The sequence below is a fragment of the Labilibaculum filiforme genome (assembly GCF_002843315.1).
Lineage (GTDB): Bacteria > Bacteroidota > Bacteroidia > Bacteroidales > Marinifilaceae > Labilibaculum > Labilibaculum filiforme.
This window is the reverse complement of record NZ_MVDD01000001.1, coordinates 287,043-307,711: the sequence shown is the minus strand read 5'-3', so window position 1 is coordinate 307,711 and position 20,669 is coordinate 287,043. Positions and strand designations below refer to the sequence as shown.

Genomic DNA, 20,669 nt, shown 5'->3' with positions numbered 1-20,669 from the left:
ATTTAATTCGATGGTAAATGTAAAATATTTAACTGTTTCTTTTTACAATAGATTGTGTTGATACACGAATTTTAACAAAGATTAATAAAAGAGTGGCAATGAACAGGCAAACCCGACCAATGTAATCTCCATGTTCTGAGTAAAACGTTTTTTCTTTTCTAAGAATTAACTCGCCAGTTAAAACGGTCTTATTCCACCATTTAGTTTTAGCAATAATTGTGCCTTTTGAGTTAATATGAGCAGAAATTCCATTGTTAGCTACCCGAATGTAATCCCTGCGACTTTCAATTGCTCTTAATCGGCTAAAATTAAAATGATGTTGATAGCCTGGAGTCGTTTTCCACCAACCGTCATTGGTAATCATACAAATAAAGCTTGGTATTTCAGGAACTCTTTGTGCGCAGTAGTCGCCGAAAATGGATTCGAAGCAAACAACAGGTACCAATGCTATGGAATCCGATAAGAAATAGTCAATGTCATTATTACTGCTGTAGGTTCCCTGATATCCTCCTATTTCAATCGAATAATCTTTTAAAAAGCTCAGGTATTTATCAAATGGCACTCTCTCAAATAAAGGGACTAGCTTTGTTTTGTGATAAAATTCAGGAGTTATTGTATCGCTTAAAAACAATGCTGAATTGAACGATTCAGACTCTATTTTACTGTGAGTTCCAATTAGTATTTTTGTTTTAGGATATTTCTTTTTTAACTCGAGTAATCGGAGGTAGTTGTACGATTGGTTCGGTTTAGTTTCATCGATAGGTGTTAAAATCACAGTTTCGGGTGCGAATAAGAATTCAGGATGATGAATACTGCAAATAGAGTCTGCCGTTTTTAGGAAATCAGCAAAGTGTTTTTCTTCGTTTTCGGGAACAAATTTTTCGGTGTACGGATCCAAGTTTGGTTGGATGAGTGCGAAACTTTTAGTTCCCCTGACATTCTCTTTTTGGTGATATAGAAAAATAGAGAAGAGGAGAGGAATGCCAATTAAAAGGAACATTCCAATCGCTCTAAATACAATCTTTTTTTTTGGATTCTTTATCAGAGCAAAGAAACCCAAATTTATAAGGATGATCCACAAGCTTCCGCCACGAGTTCCTGTAAATTCATACCACTGTATCCATTTTGGTGCAGAGGCAAAAGCATTTCCTAAATTTAGCCAAGGCCAGGCTAAATCCCACCAGGTATCAAAGTATTCAAATCCTAACCAAATTAGTAAAAAGGGGAATAGAATGGCTATTTTCAAGCTTTTTCTCGTTCTGCTGATCATCCAGAAAATCAGCGCAAGCAACAAAGAATTGATTAGTATAATGAGTATTACACCTGTAATTTGAGCTTTGCCCACCCACCAATATGCCAGAATGTTCCAAATTAAAAAGCTCAGAAAAGCATAATTGAAAAGAACGTAGGAGTTGGGATGGTTGATGGTTTTTTCTTCGAGCCAAAGAAGAGGAATCCATGCAAAAAAGAGGAGAAAAAAAAAGGATGGTATGCAAAAAGGAATTCCTAGAAGCAGGCCCGATGCAATGGCAGAAATAATCTTTTTATTCACGTTATCGGTTGGTTAGATGAACTCCAACTAAGATAATAAAAATAGATGCAATTTGGGGAATGGATATAGAATCGCCACCAATTACAATACCCCAAAATATGGCAACAATAGGAATGATGTACGCGATAGAGGCAGCAAAAACATGCGATGATTTTTTGATGAGCTGATTGTAAAGAATAACTCCGGCAAAAGTTAAAACAGCCATTAATCCAAGCATTAATGCACTTTTCGATAAACTTTCAGATGCAAAAGGTGCAGTTAAATCGGTGAAAGCCAAAAAGCCGCCAGCCATTGGTCCAACAAAAAGAAATGCCAAAGAGGCAATTTCGGTGCCATTGAGATTTGGTAAGGAAAAACTAACAATATTAATACTAAAGGCAATCGATAAAATAGCCATAAACACATAAAAAACACCCCAAAAGTAGGAAGCTCCCATAGAATCTTGAGAGAAACTAATCACTAAAGTTCCTGCAAATCCTAATAGAATTCCTCCGATTACTTTCTTATTTGTATTCGCTTTAAAAAATAGAATAGCGAGTAGTAAGGTGACCATGGGTAACATCGCATTTAGCATGCCTGCTACCGACGAATTGATTTGGGTTTGTGCTTTGGCAAAAAAATAGGAGGGACCAATATTCCCTGTTATTCCGGAAAGCAATAAAGGAAGAATGTTTGCTTTCGATAGTTTTTTAATGTTTTTAACGATTAGCGGAATAAATAGCAAAAAAGAGAAGAAAACCTGAAAAGCAGCCACTTGCTGGTGGCTGAAGCTTTCCAATGCAATCTCTCGCAAAATAAACGGACTACCCCAAATAAATGAAACTAAAATCAGTAATAGCCAGTTGTTATATTTTTGGGGCAGAGTCATATTTACAGGATGAGTTATTTTATTATTCAGCTTCCTCTTCGAAGGCTTTGTATTTTGCAGTTAGTTCAGAAATCATTTGACTGAAAGTGGTAATTGCAGCAATAGTATCTTTCGAGATTTCTTTTCCTTGAAGTTTCAGCATTAAAATTCCGTATAAAGCGGTAAGACAAACTTCAATATCGTTGTTTTCTTGCGTGGCTTTCGATTTTTCGCGAAACTCGTTTATATTTCCAAGGGCCCTTTGGTAATGGTTATTGTAGGCAGCATCTTTTCCTTTTGTTAGCAAAAAAACATGAAAATCGTACAGCTCGTTTACATTGTTTTTTAAAATCTGAAGGTGTCCCATTTCTTGCACCTTTTCAATTTTCATCATTTCAATCAGGTTTTCGTACCAATCTCTAATTTCTTTTTGAGTAGCTTCTGGTTGATTGAATTGCTTGATGATATTTTCGTTAATTGTATCAATATTAAACTGATAAGCCCTTATGATATCCTCAACTTGCCACATGTAAAGAATATATTCAGCTAAATTCGTTTTCTTTTTTTCTTGTGCTATTATCATATCTTTTCTTGTCGGTTCCTGATGTTTATTTACTCCTGCTTAAGTTTGTCAATTAGTCTGCGATCCAATTTTGTTGGTCTTCCAACACCTCTGTCCCGCGATTCAAATCCACGAGTTTTGGTTGCTTCTAATAAATCCAATTGATCCTGAGCAGTGATATCTTTTACAAAATCAACGGCTAGTTTTGCACCCATTCGTTTGCCAGATATTGCTGTAACTAAATAGCTTCTGGTAATAGGAGGCACACGTAGGTCAATTTGTTCATTCAATCGCACTTCGCGTGATGGTTTTACGTTTACGCCACCAATTGTTACTTTTCCTTTTTTACAAGCTTCAGCTGCCATACTTCTGGTTTTGAAAATACGTACAGCCCATAGCCATTTGTCTACCCTAACCTTATCATCCATGGCTTTCAATTTTTAGTTGCCTGATTTTTTCGTGTTGTATGCTGTCATGGTTCGCTGAATGCCAATAGTACTCATTCCTTTTATCATGTTGATACAAATTTTATATAGTTCCGGAAGTTTCTCTAATTCTTCGGGAGTCCATTCTCCTAAAACATAGTCTACTTGCTGTCCTCGGCCAAAATCAGAACCAATTCCAAAGCGCAGACGGTTATAGTTTTGGTGTCCGAGTATTTCGTTAATGTGTTTTAAGCCGTTATGACCAGCATCACTACCTTTCGGGCGTAATCGTAAGGTTTCAAACGGCAAGGCCAAATCATCTACCAAAACCATCATATTTTCTACAGGTATTTTTTCTTTCTGAAGCCAATAGTTCACCGATTTTCCACTTAAATTCATATAAGTATTTGGCTTTACAAGTATAAATGTTCTTCCCTTAAACTTATATTCAGCCACAGCGCCATACCGGGCTTCTTTAAATTCTATTTTAGCGGTCTCGGCAAGAGCATCCAAAATACGAAACCCGATATTGTGTCTTGTGTTCGCATATTCAGCGCCAATGTTTCCAAGGCCGACAATCAGATATTTCATTTCAATATTATTTTCTTGAGGCAGTTGTTTGGTCTGCCCAAATAGTTTTTTAAGAAATTGTATCATAGCAGATCCAAAGTTAGAATATTCACAGCATTTTCCATGAAAACTTTGCACCCAATCTATCCTTTCACTTTCGATTGAGGGATATTAAAAAAAACCTCCCATTCTTCAATAAATGGGAGGTTTGTATTTTTTGCTTTTTTATGCCGAGCAAAATAGTGTTGAAATCTATTTTGCAGCCATAGCAGCAGCACGAGCAGCTCTTGTAAGCTTAACTTGAACAACTACAGCATTTTTAGCATTTAGTACTTCTAAGTTCTCATAGTCAAGTTGACCAACTTGAATACTTTTTCCAAGACCAAGAGGAGTAACATTGATAAGAAGATTTTCTGGAAGATTAGCCATTAAACCTTTTACTTTTAATTTTCTTAAAGCAATAGCTAATTTACCACCTTCTTGAATACCTTTTGCAAATCCTTCAATTCTAATAGGCAATTCTACTTCGAAAGCTTTGTCCTCAAATACTTGATAGAAATCAGCATGTAAAGCTTTATCATTAACTGGGTGATATTGAACATCTCTTAATACACAAGAGAATTTTTTTCCATCAACCTCAGCTTTGATAACATATACGTTTGGTGTAAAAAGTAATTTACCCAACACTTTTTCGTCAATAGCAAAGTGAATATTTTCTTCACCACCATATAATTCACATGGAATTAATTCTTGTCTACGAAGAGCTTTGTTTGCTTTTTTTCCTAAATCTGTTCTTAAAGAACCTTTTAATTCAAAAATTTTCATCTTACTGAAATTATGTGCTACTCAAAATAAACATCATCGCTTGGTAAAAGAGCTCAGTTTATTTCCCATTACACGTTTATAAAAGTTTTTTACCAAAAAATCTGCGCAAAGATATAAATTATAATATGAAATTGGAACTGATTGATTCGCAATTGTAAACATTAAGAATTGTTTTTGCGAAAATGTCTGCAATTGTTAATTCTTTAATTTTTGCACATTGCTTTTTCAAAGGAATCGAATCGGTAAAAATTACTTCTTCTAAGGCCGATTCCTCAATTCTTTCATAAGCAGGACCCGATAGAACAGCATGGGTTGCAATTGCGCGAACACTAAGCGCACCTTTGTCCTTTAACATGTTTGCAGCTTTCGTAATGGTTCCAGCAGTATCAATCATGTCATCAACAATTACAACATGTCTGCCATCAACATCACCAATTGCAGTCATTTCGCCTACAACATTTGCTTTTTCACGCGATTTATGACAAATAGCTAAACCTGCGTTCAAATATTTAGCGTAGGTATTTGCTCTTTTACTACCTCCCATATCAGGCGAAGCAACAACTAGGTTATCCAATTTTAATTCCTGTACGTAAGGAAGAAGAACCGATGAACCATATAAGTGATCAACAGGGATATCAAAAAATCCTTGAATTTGGTCTGCATGAAGATCCATTGTCATAACTCGATCAACACCTGCGGCCATCAATAAATTGGCAACCAATTTGGCTCCGATTGCAACTCTTGGACGATCTTTTCGGTCTTGACGAGCAAATCCGAAATAAGGAATCACTGCAATAACTTTGTATGCAGAAGCTCTTTTTGCTGCATCAATCATTAGTAATAATTCCATCAAATTATCAGTTGGGGGATAAGTTGACTGAATAATGAATACTTGAGCACCTCTTACAGTTTCTTCGTAGCAGGTCTCAAATTCACCATCACTAAATCTTGTAATACTTGATTTTCCTAACTCTAATCCTGCCGCTTTTGCAATTTCACCTGCTAAATACTCACTGTTCGAACCAGAAAAGATTTTGATCGGGGCTTTCATTAAAATATAATTTGTTTATAAATCAGATAACTATTGTCTTGTGCAAATTTATGAAATATTGCGTCAATAAACTGAATTTAGTTTCGTCGACACTATTTTTCTCAAATCCTTTTGTAAAAGGATCTTGTTTTTATTTAAAATAAAAAAGAAGATGTCTTTACGAGATCTCCCTTCTTTTTATACACTCTTGCTATAAGGAAAGAGTTTTATTGGTTTCTTCAATGTAACTTAATATTTCTTCTCTTCCTTGGCCATTCGATGCCGAACTAATAAAATAAGGAGGCATTTCTTCCCAAGTATTTAATAGTTCTTTTTCGTAGGCTTTAATATTGTCCGATAATTTTTGTTTTGCAAGTTTATCTGCTTTTGTAAAAATAATCGAGAAGGGAACTCCATTTACGCCTAACCATTCCATGAAATCAACATCTTTGCCTTGAGGTTCGTGTCTGCAATCCACCAATACAAATAAATTGACAAGGTTCGGACGACTTTCAATAAAACTGAATATTAATTTCGAAAAGCGTTGTTTGGTATTCTTTGCAACTTTAGCGAATCCATAACCGGGTAAATCTACCACATACCATTCCTTATTAATTAGGAAGTGGTTTACTAATTGAGTTTTTCCTGGCTTACTAGATATCTTTGCCAATCCTTTGTGATTGGTAAGCATATTGATAAGGGATGACTTCCCAACATTGGATCGTCCAATAAAAGCGTATTCCGCTTTGTTGTCGGTCGGACATTTAGTGATATCCGAGTTGGACATTACAAATTGTGCACTAGTAATAATCATGGAGTATTTTTTTTACGCTGCAAAGGTATACAGATTCTTATCTTTTCCGAAAAATGCTTCAACTTTATTGACAGATTACATGAATTGCATGGGGAATAAAAAAATCCTCTTTTCTAAGGATTAGAAAAGAGGATTGTATAACTTTTTAAAAGTCTATTTTATATAAACTTCAAGAATCTTAGCTTTTAATTTTGGTGTAAGGCTCAAATTATTTAGTGTAGCTGGAATTAAAACACTTTCGCCTTTAGTAAGCATTACTGAACCGTCGGCATAAGAAATTTCCATTTCACCTTCTAAGCACATATAAATCACAAAAGAATCTAATTGTAAGTATTCTTTTTCAAGAGTTTTGTCAAATTCTATGATGTTGGTAGTAAAATAAGGACAACGTACCAGTTCCGAAGCTTTATTTAGTTCGGTTTCATAGGTAGTTTCATATTTTTTCTCGAAACTATAATCAATTGCGTCAACAGCAAGCTCGGTATGTAATTCTCTAGGATTTCCAGCATCATCTGTTCTGTTAAAATCGTACATTCGATAAGTAACATCAGAGGTTTGTTGAATTTCAGCTAGCAAAATTCCTTTTCCTATAGCATGAACACGACCGGCAGGAATAAAGAAACAGCTTCCTTCTTTAACAGGAGCATTGTTTAAAATTTCTTCTAATTTGCCTTCCTTCAATTTCGCTAAATATTTTTCTTTACTGATATCTTGATTAAAACCAACAATTAATTCAGATCCTTTATCGGCTTCTATAACATACCACATTTCTGTTTTGCCATAAGCGTTGTGTCTTTCTTTCGAAAGTTCATCATCGGGATGCACTTGAATAGAAAGAACATCATTGGCATCAATAAATTTTATCAGCAAAGGAAATTCAACCCCGAAATTCTCATAAACCTGATCTCCAACAAGGTCTCCCATGTAAATTTCAATAAGTTCTTCCAAATTATTTCCTGCTAAGAAGCCATTGCTAACAACAGAAACATCTCCCTCTACACCTGAAATTTCCCAACTTTCTCCTGCATTAGGTAGTGGTGAAAAATCTTTATTTAATACTGTCTTCAATTTGTTTCCACCCCAAATTTTATCTTTAAGGATGGGCGTAAATTTTAATGGATACAAACTCATTTTTTGTAAAATTTAAAATTTTGATTCCTAATTTATATGGCTTCTGGATATTCTTAAAATTCGTAATCAATTACTTTTCGATCTGCGGCCATTTCTTTTAGAATAGTTACGGCTTTTACATGTTCCGGATGATTTGCATAAATTGGTAAAGCTTCTATGTTTTCAATATCAACATTCACTACAAAATCGTACGAAGCATCAGTATGAAGCAGATCCGAACCAATCTGTAAAAATTTGATTTCCGGAATTCGTTCATCCAATCCATCAAAAGCATTTTTCAATCGAGTAAAATAATTCTCTTTTTCTTCAGCCGAATCAAAAGCCTTAAACTTAAACATTGCAATGTGCTTGATCATTTTAATTCTTTTTTAAATTATTAGTAACTTTCCAGCCGAAGTTAATGCAAAATTAGCATTTTTGAACCAAACATCTAAATATCATACAACATGTTGATTATTGGAATTGCGGGAGGAACCGGCTCTGGCAAAACTACAGTGGTTAGAAAAATCATTGAAAGATTAAATCAAGGCGACGTTGCTGTTTTGCCACAGGATTCCTATTACCGATCTAATGAGGAACTTACCTTAGAGGAGCGTCAGGAAATAAATTTTGATCATCCAAGGTCAATAGAGTTCGAATTATTGATTGATCATGTTAAGAAATTAAAATCTGATGAGGCTATTGAGCAACCAATCTATTCCTACCTAACCTGTCTTCGTTCGGCCGAAACAATTCGAGTGGAGCCCAAAGGAGTGATAATAGTGGAAGGTTTGTTAATTTTAACCGATCCAATTCTTCGAGAATTAATGGATTTAAAAGTGTTTGTTGATTGCGATGCCGATGATCGCTTAAATCGTGTTATTAAAAGAGATATTGTAGAGCGTGGAAGATCGGTCGAAAAAGTATTAGATCGATACGAAAAAACGGTAAAGCCTATGCACCTTCAATTTATCGAACCAAGCAAACGTTACGCTGATATTATTGTTCCGCAAGGAGGTAATAATGTCGTAGCTATCGATATTTTAACCCACTTCATTCAAAAAAACCTAATAGGACATGAGTAGTTTCATTATTTTGGGAAACGAATAATTATTTTGAATTGGAGACTTTGTTGCTGTCTCCTTTTTTTATAACTTTTCATTTTATTTATGATAAGCCTAAGTGTATGCTGAATCAAATTAAAGTAGAAAATTTACTTTTCGTAGATATCGAGACAGTTTCGGGAAATGCAAGTTTCGACGAATTATCACCCAAATTACAAGAACTGTGGGAGAAAAAATCGAATTATTTTCGAACCGATGAAGAATCCCCATCGGATGTGTATGGAAGAGCCGGTATTTATGCCGAGTTTGGTAAAATCGTGTGCATTTCAACTGGTTTAATTACTCGAAAAGATGGAGTGAAAAGATTTGTGGCAAAATCGTACTATGGCGACGATGAAAAACAACTATTGGAAGAGTTTGCCTTGATGTTGGATCGTTTTTGCAGCAAACCAAATCGTAATTTGTGTGCACACAACGGCAAAGAATTCGATTTCCCATACATTGCTCGCAGAATGTTGATAAACGGGGTGGTACTGCCTTCTGTTTTAGATATTGCAGGCAAAAAACCTTGGGAAGTGCTATTTATCGACACCATGGAATTGTGGAAGTTCGGCGATTATAAGCATTATACATCTTTAGCGTTGTTGTGCGAGATTTTTGGTATTCCTACTCCAAAAGATGATATTGACGGTTCGATGGTAGGGAAAGTGTATTGGCAGGATAACGATTTGGAGCGAATTGCTGTTTATTGCGAGAAAGATATTTTAGCAACAGCACAGGTGTTTTTGCGCTACCAAGGTGAGGACCTAATTCCCGAAACAAATTTTGAAAGGGTATTGTTATAATTAATCTTGCAATTGTACAATAGTTTCGCTTTTTTCGGGTTTAGTAAAAAAGATTTTGAATGATTAAAAAGCGCTCCTTTATTAGGAGCAATTATATTTAAACTAAAAGAAAATAAACCGATGAGATATTCATTTTATAAAAAATTGACTTTTGCCTTTTCAATAATTGGCAGTATGTTTTTAGCTTCCTGCGGAAGCAGTAGTGGAGGTGGCGATGAGGATGAGTTTGAATTTAACGCTTCCGATTTAACGAATAAGTATTGGTATGCAAATCCATATTTGTCATCAGATTATAATCGTAATGATGCTTTAATCGTGTATCGGTTCGAAGGGGGAGGAGTTCTTAAAAAACAAGAATTTAGTGGACGACGAGATGTAGTTGTTGGCGAATGGAGTTTAGTTGATGATAAGTTAATAATTGAGGATGAATCGATTTCTGCAGATGATAGACAGGAATGGTTCATACAGACGAAATCAACTAGTTCCTATTTGAAGCTTAATAGTTCAACAGGGACTAGAGAGTTTTATACTAATATAGATGAGATTAACGATGTTACTGCCGATGCTTATCTTGTTTGCGATTTAAGAATTGTCAATAATTCTTACGTATCATCTTATAAGATGGAGTATGTGGTTTATGGAAATAAACTAAGTCAAGTTAAAGTATTACCAGATGCTTCGACTAGTTATGAAATGGATGATTTTACTGATTTCCAAGGGGAAAAGGTGTATTACCTAAAGGAGGGAGATCGCAGTAACTATTTTGATGTGTTTACTGGGAATCAATTAGTGAAGTTTAATTTGAAATTTGATAATGGAGAGAGTTATAAGCTGGACGAACAGGTTTATGAATCTGAAATAGAGGCATTGGATAATTTTTCAAATACAGTAACTCATGCTAGTGGTTCTGGTAGTGTTACTATAAATTGGAAAGCGATAAATGAGAATAATATTTACTACTATATCGAAGTTTTAGACAAAAATAAAAATGAGTATCAACCTAAATATAGAAGTACCAGACAATCTGCTAATGCTGGTGAAGAAAAAGTGTTAGAGATTAATAATTCAACTTTAAGTGAATTTAAAGCGTTAGATGAATTAGTAGTAGGAGAAGATTACTATGTGAAGATATCTGGATTTAAATATGAGGATGGTATTGATCCAGATAACAGTTCTAATAAAGAAACAAATATTCAGGCTGTAACCCGTTATATTTTCAAAGCTGGGTCATGGTAGTATGTAAAATAATAGAATTTCAAACCCGAAACGTTAATGTTTCGGGTTTTTCATTTAATCCAAAGCAAAATATTCAATAGTTTTCACTAGTAGTTTTGGCTGTTCGGCATGTACCCAATGTCCGGCATTAGGAATGGTTGTAATTTCAGCTTTCGGAAATATTGTTCTTATTAAATTGTGGTCATCATCTGTAATGTAATTCGAATTTTCGCCTCGAATAAATAGTACTGGAAATTTAGCGATTCCTTTTCCGTCATTAAAACGATCACCATCTATGCCATCCATTATTTGTCCCAAATATTCGCTAATAGTTTTGATATTTAGTTTCCAGATAAATTGCTTATTGTGATCTCTTTTTAAATTTTTAAGCAAAAATTGTCGAATTTTCTTGCTGCCGATACTTTTGGACAAAACCTTATCAATTTCGGTTCTGTTACCATAGGCCGATAAATCCAAATTAAGCATTGCTTTAATTAGAAAGGAGTGATCGATGGTTTGTGGAGAATAATCTGAAATTTTGCTGTAATTTTTTGGAGCAATATCAACCACAAGTAAATTACTTACTCTTTCGGGATAATCGCTTGCAAAAAACATCACTGTTTTGCCACCCATCGAATGTCCAAGTAGAATTGTCTTCTCAATGTTATGATCATCCATAAATTCCCGAAGATCTTCTTTTAAATCCTGATAGGTATGCGAATTAGAATGCGGAGAATCTCCATGGTTTCTTTGATCAATAATATAAACTTCAAAGTTATTGGCTAGTTCTTTGGCGATTGTTAGCCAATTATCCGAAGCTCCATAAAGACCATGAACAATAATTAATGGCTTTCCTTCACCAATTTTTTTGTAATTGAGTTTCATTTAACTGAGTTTAATTTCAGAAATAAAGATAAGAAGCAAATCGATAAAATGATTGATTAAGTAGAGATTTTTAAGCAGAATACAAATCGAAAAAGGATGCTTTGTGAGCATCCTTTTTATTAGTCGCGTTTGCTTATTTTAAGCATCTTAGATACATCTGAATAGTATTTTCCAATCCAAAATAAAGGGAATCTGAAATAAGAGCATGTCCAATAGAAACTTCTGTTAAATTTGGAATATTGTCTGCAAAATACTTCAAATTTTCCAGGCTTAAATCATGTCCAGCATTAATATCCATTCCTAACTCGTGAGCTCTTTTTGCAGCAATCACAAATGGACGAATTGCTTCCTCTTTATTTTTTGGATAATCGGTTGCGTAAGGTTCCGTATAAAGCTCAATACGATCTGTCCCAGTAGCAAGAGCACCCTCAACATTAGCCAGGTTTGTGTCAACAAAAATAGAGGTTCTGATTCCGGCAGCTTTAAATTCCTTTATTATTTCGATTAAAACGTCGCGGTTTTTAACGGTATCCCAACCTGCATTAGAGGTCAAAGCTTCCGGAGGATCGGGAACAAGAGTTACTTGTGCTGGTTTTGCAGCAATAACCAAATCGATAAAGTCTCGGGTTGGATATCCTTCAATATTAAATTCAGTAGTAATTAAAGGTTTTAAATCCCTAACATCCTGATAACGAATGTGTCTTTCGTCGGGGCGAGGATGCACTGTAATGCCTTCTGCTCCAAATCTTTCACAATCTACAGCAAGCTTGCAAACATTAGGAGTATTCCCTCCTCTGGCATTTCTAATTGTCGCAATTTTGTTTATATTTACACTAAGTCTAGTCATTTTATAAAACTTTATTGATAGAATAATAGGTGAAAAAATACAAGTTAATACTATTGTAATTTAATTCTCCTAAAGGCAAAATTAAAAGTAATTCCTAGAAAACAGGTATGTATGATAGCAAAAGATTTAATTTCTGATGTTGTTCCGGTATTAAGAGAAACGGATACAGGGATTCAAGCTCTTAATTGGATGGAGATTTTTAGGGTTTCTCATTTACCAATTGTAAAAGGAGATGAGTTTCTAGGATTAATATCGGATACAGATATTTACGACTTAAACAAGGCGGAAGAACCAATTGGAGATCAAAAATTATCTTTGTTTAGTCCTTATGTGAACGAAAATTATCACATATACGATGTAATTGAGATCGTTTCCCGATTAAAGTTGACTGTGATACCTGTCCTTGCAGATGAAAAAACATACGTTGGTCTTATTACCTTAAACGATTTGATGCAATACATAGAAAGAATTTTTTCGGTTCGCGAGCCAGGAGGAATTATTGTAATAGAACTTAATTCGGTGGATTACTCTTTAAGCGAAATATCAAGAATTGTGGAAAGTAACGATTCTAAAATACTCAGTTTGTACGTTAAATCATCTGCCGATTCTCGAAAAATAGAATTAACAATTAAAGTAAACCGAACCAATCTTACCTCTATCATACAAACTTTTTTGAGATACGATTATAACATTAAAACTACCTATGTTCGGGAAGATGATATGAAGGATTTCATGGAGGAGCGTTATAATTCGTTCATGAGATTTTTAAATATCTAAAAACTGATTTTTTTTAGGGGTAGAATTCTTGCCACTAAACAGATTACTCTATATTTGTGCTAAACATTACTTAATGGGCAAGCTTGCGATTCTAGTGAAAGATTATTGCATGTTAGGAGTGTAAAAATTAGAAAGGTTCTAGAATTTTCACGATTCTGTTACTTGAGCAAAGAAACAAAACACAAATTTGTGAAGTATGAAAGTTGCACTTTTTGGCAGGTCATTTAACGATAGCTTTACCGATAGTTTTATCATGATGTTCGATGTTTTTAACAAACACAATATCGAGGTAATAATCTATGAGCCTTTTTATGATTTTTTAATCCGGGAAATTAATTTTAAACCTCCTGTTCAGTCCTATTTTCACAGTAATACTGATTTAAATAAAGAAGTAGATTTTTTCTTTAGCATTGGTGGCGATGGCACTTTTTTGGATGCGGTAACTTTCGTTCGGGATTCAGGAATTCCACTAGTTGGAATTAATAGTGGTCGACTTGGCTTTATGGCCGATATTGCTCAAGATGAAATTCCTCAGGCTTTGGCCGATATTATGGCAGGAGAATATAGTTTCGAGGAACGTAACCTGTTGCAGTTAGAAACATCACGAAATGGTTTGTTCGAGGAGTTCAATTATGCCTTAAATGAATTCACCGTTCATAAAACCGATTCGGCTTCGATGATTACCATTCATACTTATTTAAATAATGAGTACTTAAATTCCTATTGGGCCGATGGGTTAATTATTGCCACGCCAACAGGATCTACAGCATATTCTTTAAGTGTAGGTGGACCAATTTTAATCCCGAACACCCAGAATTTTATTATCTCACCTATTTCTCCGCACAACCTTACTGTTCGACCAATCGTTGTACCGAATCATCATGAAATTACACTTCGCGTGGAAGGTAGAAGCGATAGTTATTTAGCTTCACTTGATTCTCGTTCCTGTATTTTCGAATCTTCAATCGAGCTTAAAATTAAAAGAGCCGATTTTCAGATTAAAGTCTTAAAGCTAAAAACTCACAGTTTTTATGGAACCTTGAGAAATAAGCTTATGTGGGGTGTCGATAAACGGAATTAAAGCTCCGTTTTACTGGGCTTTTCATTTTAACAAAATTTAACGACGGCTTGGCGTTATTTTTTTTCATTGAGCAGGTTTTTTAAGATTATATGTTACTTTTGTAGCTTGTGAATAAATTGAGAAGGAATGCACCCTATTCAAACCAACGGTTTTAGGAGCTTTAGCAATAACTTTTATTTCTTTACAAGAAGAAAAATACAAACTTGATTTCATGTATAAACTGATATTAGGAATACTGTTTTTTGCGATTGGCAATTCTGCTTTTTCGCAGACAAAAGCAGAGATAGGCTTCTTTGGAGGAGTCTCCTATTATTTGGGAGATATTAATCCTCAAAAACAGTTTTATTCTAATTCAGTTGCATTGGGAGGAATTTATCGATATAATTTTAATTCGCGGTACGCTCTGCGAGCAGGTATGCTCTTTTCGGGTTTAGAGGCCGAGGATCAAGATTTTGATAATGCCTATCAGCAAGCAAGAGGTGCATCATTCAAAACAGATTTAGTTGACCTATCCTTACAGGTAGAATTTAATTTTCAGTCTTTTTGGTCACCTAAAAAAACAAAGAGCCAAACATTGGTGCCTTATGTTACCGGAGGAATTGGATACATTGCTCCTAGTAGTACTAGTTCTTCATTTACAATTCCAATGGGAGTTGGTGTGAAAACAAATTTAACAGGTAGGTGGACAGCGGCTTTGGAATGGAGTTTTAGAAAAAGTTTTAGCGATGATTTGGATCATTTAGATGATCCAAATGATTTTAATAATAGTAGTTTAGCACACAATAACGATTGGGCGTCATTTTTTGGGATAATGATAAGTTATAAGTTATTTCCCGATAATGAAGAATGCCATTCATACGATCGCTTTGTAAAATAAGATATGTCATTCAAAGATAAATTAGTAAAAGAAAAGCTGCCAACTCATCTTGCCATAATAATGGACGGGAATGGGCGATGGGCAAAAATGCGAGGAGAACATCGTATTATTGGACATCAAAATGGTGTCGAATCAGTAAGGCAAACTGTTGAAGCTGCCGGCGAGCTTGGAATTTCTTATTTAACACTGTACGCATTTTCTACCGAAAACTGGAATCGACCTCAGGAGGAGGTGTTAGGACTAATGTCCTTGCTAGTTGAAGCAATAGAAAATGAGACTCCGACTTTAATGAAGAACAATGTGCGTTTGCAAGCAATTGGAGATTTGGCAAGTTTACCAATTGAAGTTAGAGAGAAATTACAGGGAACAATTTCAAATACATCTACCAATTCTGGTTTAACTTTGGTTTTGGCTTTAAGTTATAGTTCTAGATGGGAAATAGTGAATGCAGTTAAAAATATTGCTAGTCAGGTGAAAGCCGGCGATATTTCTTTAGAGGAGATCAATTCAGACTTGTTCTCCAATGAGTTAACAACAAAAGGGATTCCTGATCCAGAACTTTTGATAAGAACGAGTGGCGAAAACAGAATTAGCAATTTCCTTTTATGGCAAATAGCTTATTCTGAATTGTATTTTACCGAATTGTTTTGGCCTGATTTTAATAAAGAGGAGCTCTATAAAGCGCTTTTCGATTATCAGAGCAGAGAACGTCGATTTGGTAAAATTAGTGAACAAATTAAAGACAAATAAGCATTAACCATTATAATCCAAGTAATGATTAAAAGATTAACTTTCATTTTTACTCTATTTTTAAGTTTTAGTGCATTAGCACAGGAAACGGATACAATTTACAATCCTGCAACCTATTACTCATCTCCAAAAACATACGAGTTGGGTGGTGTTACAGTAACAGGAGTAAAACATTTGGAAACTAATGTTTTAGTGCAAATATCAGGTCTTCGTGTTGGTTCTACTATCGAAGTTCCTGGCGAAAAAGTGACTAATGCAATTAATAAATTGTACAAACAAGGTCTCTTTTCGGATATTCAAATTACAGCAACTAAAGAAATTGATGATAAGATCTACCTTAACATTCAATTGCAGGAACGTCCACGTTTGTCTCTGGTGAATTATAATGGAACCTCCAAAAGTGAGACTACCAAGCTTAAGGAAAGATTAAAGTTAATGAAAGGAACTCAGGTTACCGATTACCTGGTTACCAATACGAAAACGATAGTTGAAAAATATTTTAAAGAAAAAGGTTTTTATAATACTGTTGTTACTGTTATTCAAAGAGACGATACAAGCGAGGAAAATAGTGTGATTCTTGATATTAATATTGATAGAAATAATAAAATCAAGATTAAACACATTTTTATTGAGGGAAATACTGCTTTCTCCGATAAAAAGGTGAAAAAAGCAATTAAAGATTCAAAAGAAAAAACAATAAAGAATTTCTTGAAATCTTCGAAGTATATCGAAGAAAAATGGCACGACGATAAATTAGTTCTTATCGAGAAGTACAATGAAAAAGGATATCGTGATGCCTTAGTGTTATCCGATAGTATTGAACAAGTTTCCGAGGATAGAGTGAATATTCATGTGAAAGTGAAAGAAGGAAATCAATATTTTTTCAATAACATCGATTGGGTTGGTAATACTGTTTATACAGGTTATTGGTTACAAAGAGTTTTAGGAATTAAAAAGGGCGATGTTTACAATCAAACTTTACTCGACGAAAGATTAAGTAGTGACGACGATGCTGTTAGTAATCAATATCTTGATAAAGGATATTTGTTTTTTAATGTGAATCCGGTTGAGACAGTTATCGGTAAGGATTCTATTAATTTGGAGATGAGGATTGTGGAAGGAAAGCAAGCCACTATCGATAGAGTAAATATTATTGGAAATACAAAAACACATGAGCACGTTGCCCGTCGTGAATTGTATACTTATCCTGGAGAGTTATTTAGTAAGTCGGATATTATTCGAAGTGTTCGGGAATTAGCACAGCTTGGTCATTTTGATCCAGAAGCAATAAGTCCAGACGTGAAACCTCACCCCGAAAGTGGAACCGTTGATATTAATTATCAGTTGGAAGAAAAAGCGAACGATCAGATTGAACTTTCTGGAGGATGGGGTGCTGGAATGATTATTGGTACCGTAGGTTTGAAATTCTCAAATTTTTCGGTTCGAAATATTTTTAATAAAGAAGCATGGAGCCCGCTTCCAACAGGAGATGGACAAACATTAAGTATACGTGCTCAAACAAATGGTTCCTACTATAACTCTTATAGCATGTCGTTTACGGAACCATGGTTGGGAGGTAAAAAACCAACCTCATTAAGTACTTCCATTTACTATTCTCAACAAACCGGATATAGTAGTTCTTATAGCAGAAACTATAGTTATGGTAATACTGGGAATTCAGGACAAAGTCAAAAGGTATTTGGCGCAAGTGTTGGATTGGCTCGTCGTTTAAAATGGCCTGATAATTATTTCTCCTTATATAACGAGGTTTCTTATCAGAACTACCGATTGAAAGATTGGCAATATTATTTAATCTCTGACGGAACATCGAATAACTTTAGTTTTACAACTACTTTATCGCGAAGTTCTATTGATAATCCATTGTATACAAGAAGAGGTTCTTCCTTTTCGTTAAGTATTAAGCTAACTCCTCCATTCTCGCTTTTGGACGATATTGATTATGCAAGTAGTAATGTTAGCGATCAGGAAAAATACAAATGGATTGAATATCACAAATGGGTATTTAAAGGAAAAATGTATACCTCTTTGCTTAATAGTACCGATAAGTTGGTTCTATATACAGGGTCGGAATTTGGATATCTGGGGTATTATAATAAAGATAAAAGATCTCCTTTCGAAGGATTCGAAGTGGGAGGAGATGGAATGTCTGGATATAGTATGTATGGTAGTGATAATATTGGATTGAGAGGATATGAAAATGGCTCTTTAACGCCAGTTAGTTCAACAGGTAGACGATTGGGTGGTAATATCTATTCTAAATTTACCGCCGAGGTTCGTTATCCATTATCTTTAAGTCAGTCTGCTACTATTTATGCCCTTGCATTTGCCGAGGCAGGTAATGCTTGGTATGATTTTGAAGACTTTCAACCATTCAACTTAAAGCGTTCTGCCGGGGTTGGTCTTAGAATATTCCTTCCTATGTTTGGATTATTAGGAATTGATTATGGATATGGTTTTGATGAGGCTACAACAACAGGACAGAATGGTGGTCAATTCCATTTTGTGATTGGTCAACAATTTTAACATATTTTATGTAACAGACCTTTGGAGCTATTATAATTTAAGTTATTTTAGATTTTAATTATAAATTAAGAATCGAATGAAGCGTTTAGTATTAATAATAGGATGTGTGTGTATTTTAGTAGGGAATTTATTTTCCCAACAACGTTACGGATTCGTTGATACGGAATATATTCTCGACAAAATGCCTGACTATAAAAATGCACAGGAGCAACTAGATCAAATATCAAGTAATTGGCAAATAGAAATTGAGAAGGTGACTTTTGAAATTAAAGAGTTGCAAACGAAGTTTCGAGCCGATGAGGTTTTTTTATCCTCAGAAATGAGAGAGAGACGCGAAAAAGAGATTTTTGATAAGGAACTTATTGCACAAAAGTTGCAGCAAAAGTACTTTGGAATTAATGGAGATCTGTATAAGAAGCGACAAGAATTAATAAAACCAATTCAGGATGATATTTATGAAGCTATAAAGGAAATTGCAAAAGACGGAACTTATGGTATGATTATTGATCGTGCTAATGGACCAACAATAATATACAGCAATCAAAAGTTTGATTTAAGCGATAAGGTGCTGTATAAGTTAGGTATTAGAACAAATTAAAATTAAAATAAAAACTAACTGAGTGATATTATGAGACATTTTTTAAAAGTAACATTATTAGCCATTATCTTATCTGCAGGTTCAAGTACATTTGCTCAAACCTTAAAATTTGGCCATATCGACTCTAATAAATTACTGTCGATTATGCCTGAAAAAGAGCAGGCACAAAAACAAATTCAGGCAGCCGCCGCAGAGTACGACGCTCAAATTAAAGCAATGAGAGAAGAGTATCAAACTTTGGTTAACTCTTATGTTGAAAAAAGAGAAACTCTTTCGGAAGCAGTAAGAAACAATAAAGAGGTAGAAATTCAGGATTTACAAAATCGGATGCAACAGTTCGACGGATTTGCACAACAAGAACTTCAAAAAAAGCAAAATGAATTATTAAAACCTATCTTTGATAAAGCTTCTGCTGCTATAAAAGCAGTTGGTGCAGAAAATGGATTTATTTATGTTTTCGATATTAGCACTGGGGTTATCTTGTTTAACTCTAATAATAGTGTTGATGTAATGCCATTGGTAAAAACAAAATTAGGAATTAAGTAATTTTTCTTTAAGATATTGTGAAAAGGTGGTATTTTTAATACCACCTTTTCTTATTTTTTGTAATCATGGTTAAAAAAAGTCAACCTATTGGTGTTTTCGATTCAGGATATGGAGGATTAACCGTATTGAATGAGTTGCTTAAAACCTTGCCCGAATATGATTTTATTTATCTAGGGGATAATGCTAGGAGTCCATATGGTACTCGGTCTTTTGATGTTGTATATGATTATACCTTAGAAGCCGTAGAGCAACTTTTTTCGATGGGTTGCGAGTTGGTAATATTAGCATGTAATACCGCTTCAGCTAAAGCACTACGCACTATTCAACAATGCGATTTGCCTAAAATTAACCCTAATCGAAGAGTACTTGGGGTAATTCGTCCAAGTGTGGAGGAGATTTCGAATATTACTAACTCGAAACATGTTGGTATTATGGGTACTGTAGGTACTATTCGGTCTAATTCTTATCCATTAGAAATTGCTAAATTATTTCCGGATATAGTGGTGGTTCAAGAAGCTTGTCCAATGTGGGTGCCATTGGTAGAAAATAATGAGATCGAAACAGAGGGAGGTAGATATTTTATCAAAAAAAATATTGAAAGTTTACTGGCAAAAGATCCCCATATCGATGCGATAATTTTAGGTTGTACTCATTACCCTTTAATGCAGAAAGAAATCAAGAAAATGCTTCCGAAGCACATTCAGTTGGTTTCTCAAGGGGAGATTGTTGCTCGAAGTTTAAAAGATTATCTTTACCGACACCCAGAAATGGATATAAGATGTAGTAAAAACGCTAATTGTGAATTTTACACCACTGAATTTGTAGATAGTTTTGAGGAGAAAGCAGGTCGTTTTCTGAATACTAGCTTAAAAGCAAAGCATATTACGTATTAAAATGTATAAAGT

The 20,669-nt window shown here is 34.6% G+C and carries 23 protein-coding genes; 11 read left to right on the top strand and 12 right to left on the bottom strand.

Annotated elements, in window-relative coordinates; genetic code table 11:
• Window positions 1-28: 28 nt before the first annotated feature.
• The 10 genes from lnt to BZG02_RS01210 all read right to left on the bottom strand — a co-directional run bounded on the left by lnt (window position 29) and on the right by BZG02_RS01210 (window position 8,112).
• Window positions 29-1,552, bottom strand: a complete 1,524-nt coding sequence (gene lnt, locus BZG02_RS01255; protein WP_101259594.1) for an apolipoprotein N-acyltransferase — start codon at window positions 1,550-1,552, stop codon at window positions 29-31.
• A gap of 1 nt (window position 1,553) precedes the next feature.
• The gene (locus BZG02_RS01250) at window positions 1,554-2,420 is read right to left on the bottom strand and encodes a DMT family transporter (protein ID WP_101259593.1); all 867 of its coding nucleotides are present in this window, start codon (window positions 2,418-2,420) and stop codon (window positions 1,554-1,556) included.
• 22 nt (window positions 2,421-2,442) lie between these two features.
• Window positions 2,443-2,982 (bottom strand): DUF4924 family protein, encoded by a 540-nt coding sequence (locus BZG02_RS01245; RefSeq protein ID WP_101259592.1) that lies wholly within the window; start codon window positions 2,980-2,982, stop codon window positions 2,443-2,445.
• A gap of 29 nt (window positions 2,983-3,011) precedes the next feature.
• On the bottom strand, window positions 3,012-3,389 hold the full coding sequence (locus BZG02_RS01240; protein ID WP_180335588.1) for an RNA-binding S4 domain-containing protein: 378 nt from the start codon (window positions 3,387-3,389) through the stop codon (window positions 3,012-3,014).
• Window positions 3,390-3,401: 12 nt separating this feature from the next.
• On the bottom strand, window positions 3,402-4,043 hold the full coding sequence (gene pth / locus BZG02_RS01235) for an aminoacyl-tRNA hydrolase (protein WP_245868042.1): 642 nt from the start codon (window positions 4,041-4,043) through the stop codon (window positions 3,402-3,404).
• Window positions 4,044-4,208: 165 nt separating this feature from the next.
• Complete coding sequence (locus BZG02_RS01230) at window positions 4,209-4,781, bottom strand: 50S ribosomal protein L25/general stress protein Ctc (protein WP_101259590.1); 573 nt, start codon at window positions 4,779-4,781, stop codon at window positions 4,209-4,211.
• A gap of 118 nt (window positions 4,782-4,899) precedes the next feature.
• Window positions 4,900-5,832 (bottom strand): ribose-phosphate pyrophosphokinase, encoded by a 933-nt coding sequence (locus BZG02_RS01225; RefSeq protein WP_101259589.1) that lies wholly within the window; start codon window positions 5,830-5,832, stop codon window positions 4,900-4,902.
• Window positions 5,833-6,022: 190 nt separating this feature from the next.
• A complete protein-coding gene (gene yihA, locus BZG02_RS01220; RefSeq protein ID WP_101259588.1) occupies window positions 6,023-6,625 on the bottom strand; it encodes a ribosome biogenesis GTP-binding protein YihA/YsxC in 603 nt (200 codons plus the stop codon).
• Window positions 6,626-6,778: 153 nt separating this feature from the next.
• Window positions 6,779-7,756: a type I phosphomannose isomerase catalytic subunit gene (locus BZG02_RS01215; protein WP_101259587.1), complete on the bottom strand. Its 978-nt coding sequence runs from the start codon at window positions 7,754-7,756 to the stop codon at window positions 6,779-6,781.
• 53 nt (window positions 7,757-7,809) lie between these two features.
• Entirely contained in the window at window positions 7,810-8,112 is a 303-nt protein-coding gene (locus BZG02_RS01210) for a Dabb family protein (protein WP_101259586.1), read from the bottom strand.
• 90 nt (window positions 8,113-8,202) lie between these two features.
• On the opposite strand from BZG02_RS01210, the gene udk reads away from it, so the two are divergent.
• The 3 genes from udk (at window position 8,203) to BZG02_RS01195 (ending at window position 10,880) form a co-directional block, all read left to right on the top strand.
• Window positions 8,203-8,820, top strand: coding sequence for a uridine kinase (gene udk, locus BZG02_RS01205; protein ID WP_101259585.1), 618 nt, complete (start codon window positions 8,203-8,205; stop codon window positions 8,818-8,820).
• 101 nt (window positions 8,821-8,921) lie between these two features.
• Window positions 8,922-9,644 carry a 3'-5' exonuclease gene (locus BZG02_RS01200; protein ID WP_101259584.1) on the top strand — a complete coding sequence of 241 codons (723 nt, stop codon included), beginning with the start codon at window positions 8,922-8,924 and terminating at the stop codon, window positions 9,642-9,644.
• Window positions 9,645-9,764: 120 nt separating this feature from the next.
• Window positions 9,765-10,880: a hypothetical protein gene (locus BZG02_RS01195; RefSeq protein ID WP_101259583.1), complete on the top strand. Its 1,116-nt coding sequence runs from the start codon at window positions 9,765-9,767 to the stop codon at window positions 10,878-10,880.
• A gap of 54 nt (window positions 10,881-10,934) precedes the next feature.
• On the opposite strand, the gene BZG02_RS01190 is transcribed toward BZG02_RS01195, so the two are convergent.
• Window positions 10,935-11,744: an alpha/beta fold hydrolase gene (locus tag BZG02_RS01190; RefSeq protein WP_101259582.1), complete on the bottom strand. Its 810-nt coding sequence runs from the start codon at window positions 11,742-11,744 to the stop codon at window positions 10,935-10,937.
• Window positions 11,745-11,877: 133 nt separating this feature from the next.
• A complete protein-coding gene (locus tag BZG02_RS01185) occupies window positions 11,878-12,591 on the bottom strand; it encodes a pyridoxine 5'-phosphate synthase (protein WP_101259581.1) in 714 nt (237 codons plus the stop codon).
• Window positions 12,592-12,702: 111 nt separating this feature from the next.
• Here BZG02_RS01185 and BZG02_RS01180 point away from each other — a divergent pair, with 111 nt between their 5' ends.
• From BZG02_RS01180 to murI, 8 genes are all read left to right on the top strand, one after another.
• On the top strand, window positions 12,703-13,368 hold the full coding sequence (locus BZG02_RS01180; RefSeq protein WP_101259580.1) for a CBS domain-containing protein: 666 nt from the start codon (window positions 12,703-12,705) through the stop codon (window positions 13,366-13,368).
• Between the two features lie 196 nt (window positions 13,369-13,564).
• A complete protein-coding gene (locus BZG02_RS01175) occupies window positions 13,565-14,449 on the top strand; it encodes an NAD kinase (RefSeq protein ID WP_101259579.1) in 885 nt (294 codons plus the stop codon).
• Between the two features lie 211 nt (window positions 14,450-14,660).
• Window positions 14,661-15,326 carry a type IX secretion system protein PorG gene (porG, locus tag BZG02_RS01170; RefSeq protein ID WP_101259578.1) on the top strand — a complete coding sequence of 222 codons (666 nt, stop codon included), beginning with the start codon at window positions 14,661-14,663 and terminating at the stop codon, window positions 15,324-15,326.
• A 3-nt stretch (window positions 15,327-15,329) separates the two neighbouring features.
• Window positions 15,330-16,076 (top strand): undecaprenyl pyrophosphate synthase, encoded by a 747-nt coding sequence (locus BZG02_RS01165; protein WP_101259577.1) that lies wholly within the window; start codon window positions 15,330-15,332, stop codon window positions 16,074-16,076.
• 24 nt (window positions 16,077-16,100) lie between these two features.
• On the top strand, window positions 16,101-18,620 hold the full coding sequence (bamA, locus tag BZG02_RS01160) for an outer membrane protein assembly factor BamA (RefSeq protein WP_101259576.1): 2,520 nt from the start codon (window positions 16,101-16,103) through the stop codon (window positions 18,618-18,620).
• A gap of 76 nt (window positions 18,621-18,696) precedes the next feature.
• The gene (locus BZG02_RS01155) at window positions 18,697-19,218 is read left to right on the top strand and encodes an OmpH/Skp family outer membrane protein (protein WP_101259575.1); all 522 of its coding nucleotides are present in this window, start codon (window positions 18,697-18,699) and stop codon (window positions 19,216-19,218) included.
• Between the two features lie 30 nt (window positions 19,219-19,248).
• On the top strand, window positions 19,249-19,764 hold the full coding sequence (locus BZG02_RS01150; RefSeq protein ID WP_101259574.1) for an OmpH/Skp family outer membrane protein: 516 nt from the start codon (window positions 19,249-19,251) through the stop codon (window positions 19,762-19,764).
• Between the two features lie 65 nt (window positions 19,765-19,829).
• Window positions 19,830-20,657: a glutamate racemase gene (murI, locus tag BZG02_RS01145; protein WP_101259573.1), complete on the top strand. Its 828-nt coding sequence runs from the start codon at window positions 19,830-19,832 to the stop codon at window positions 20,655-20,657.
• Window positions 20,658-20,669: the final 12 nt, after the last annotated feature.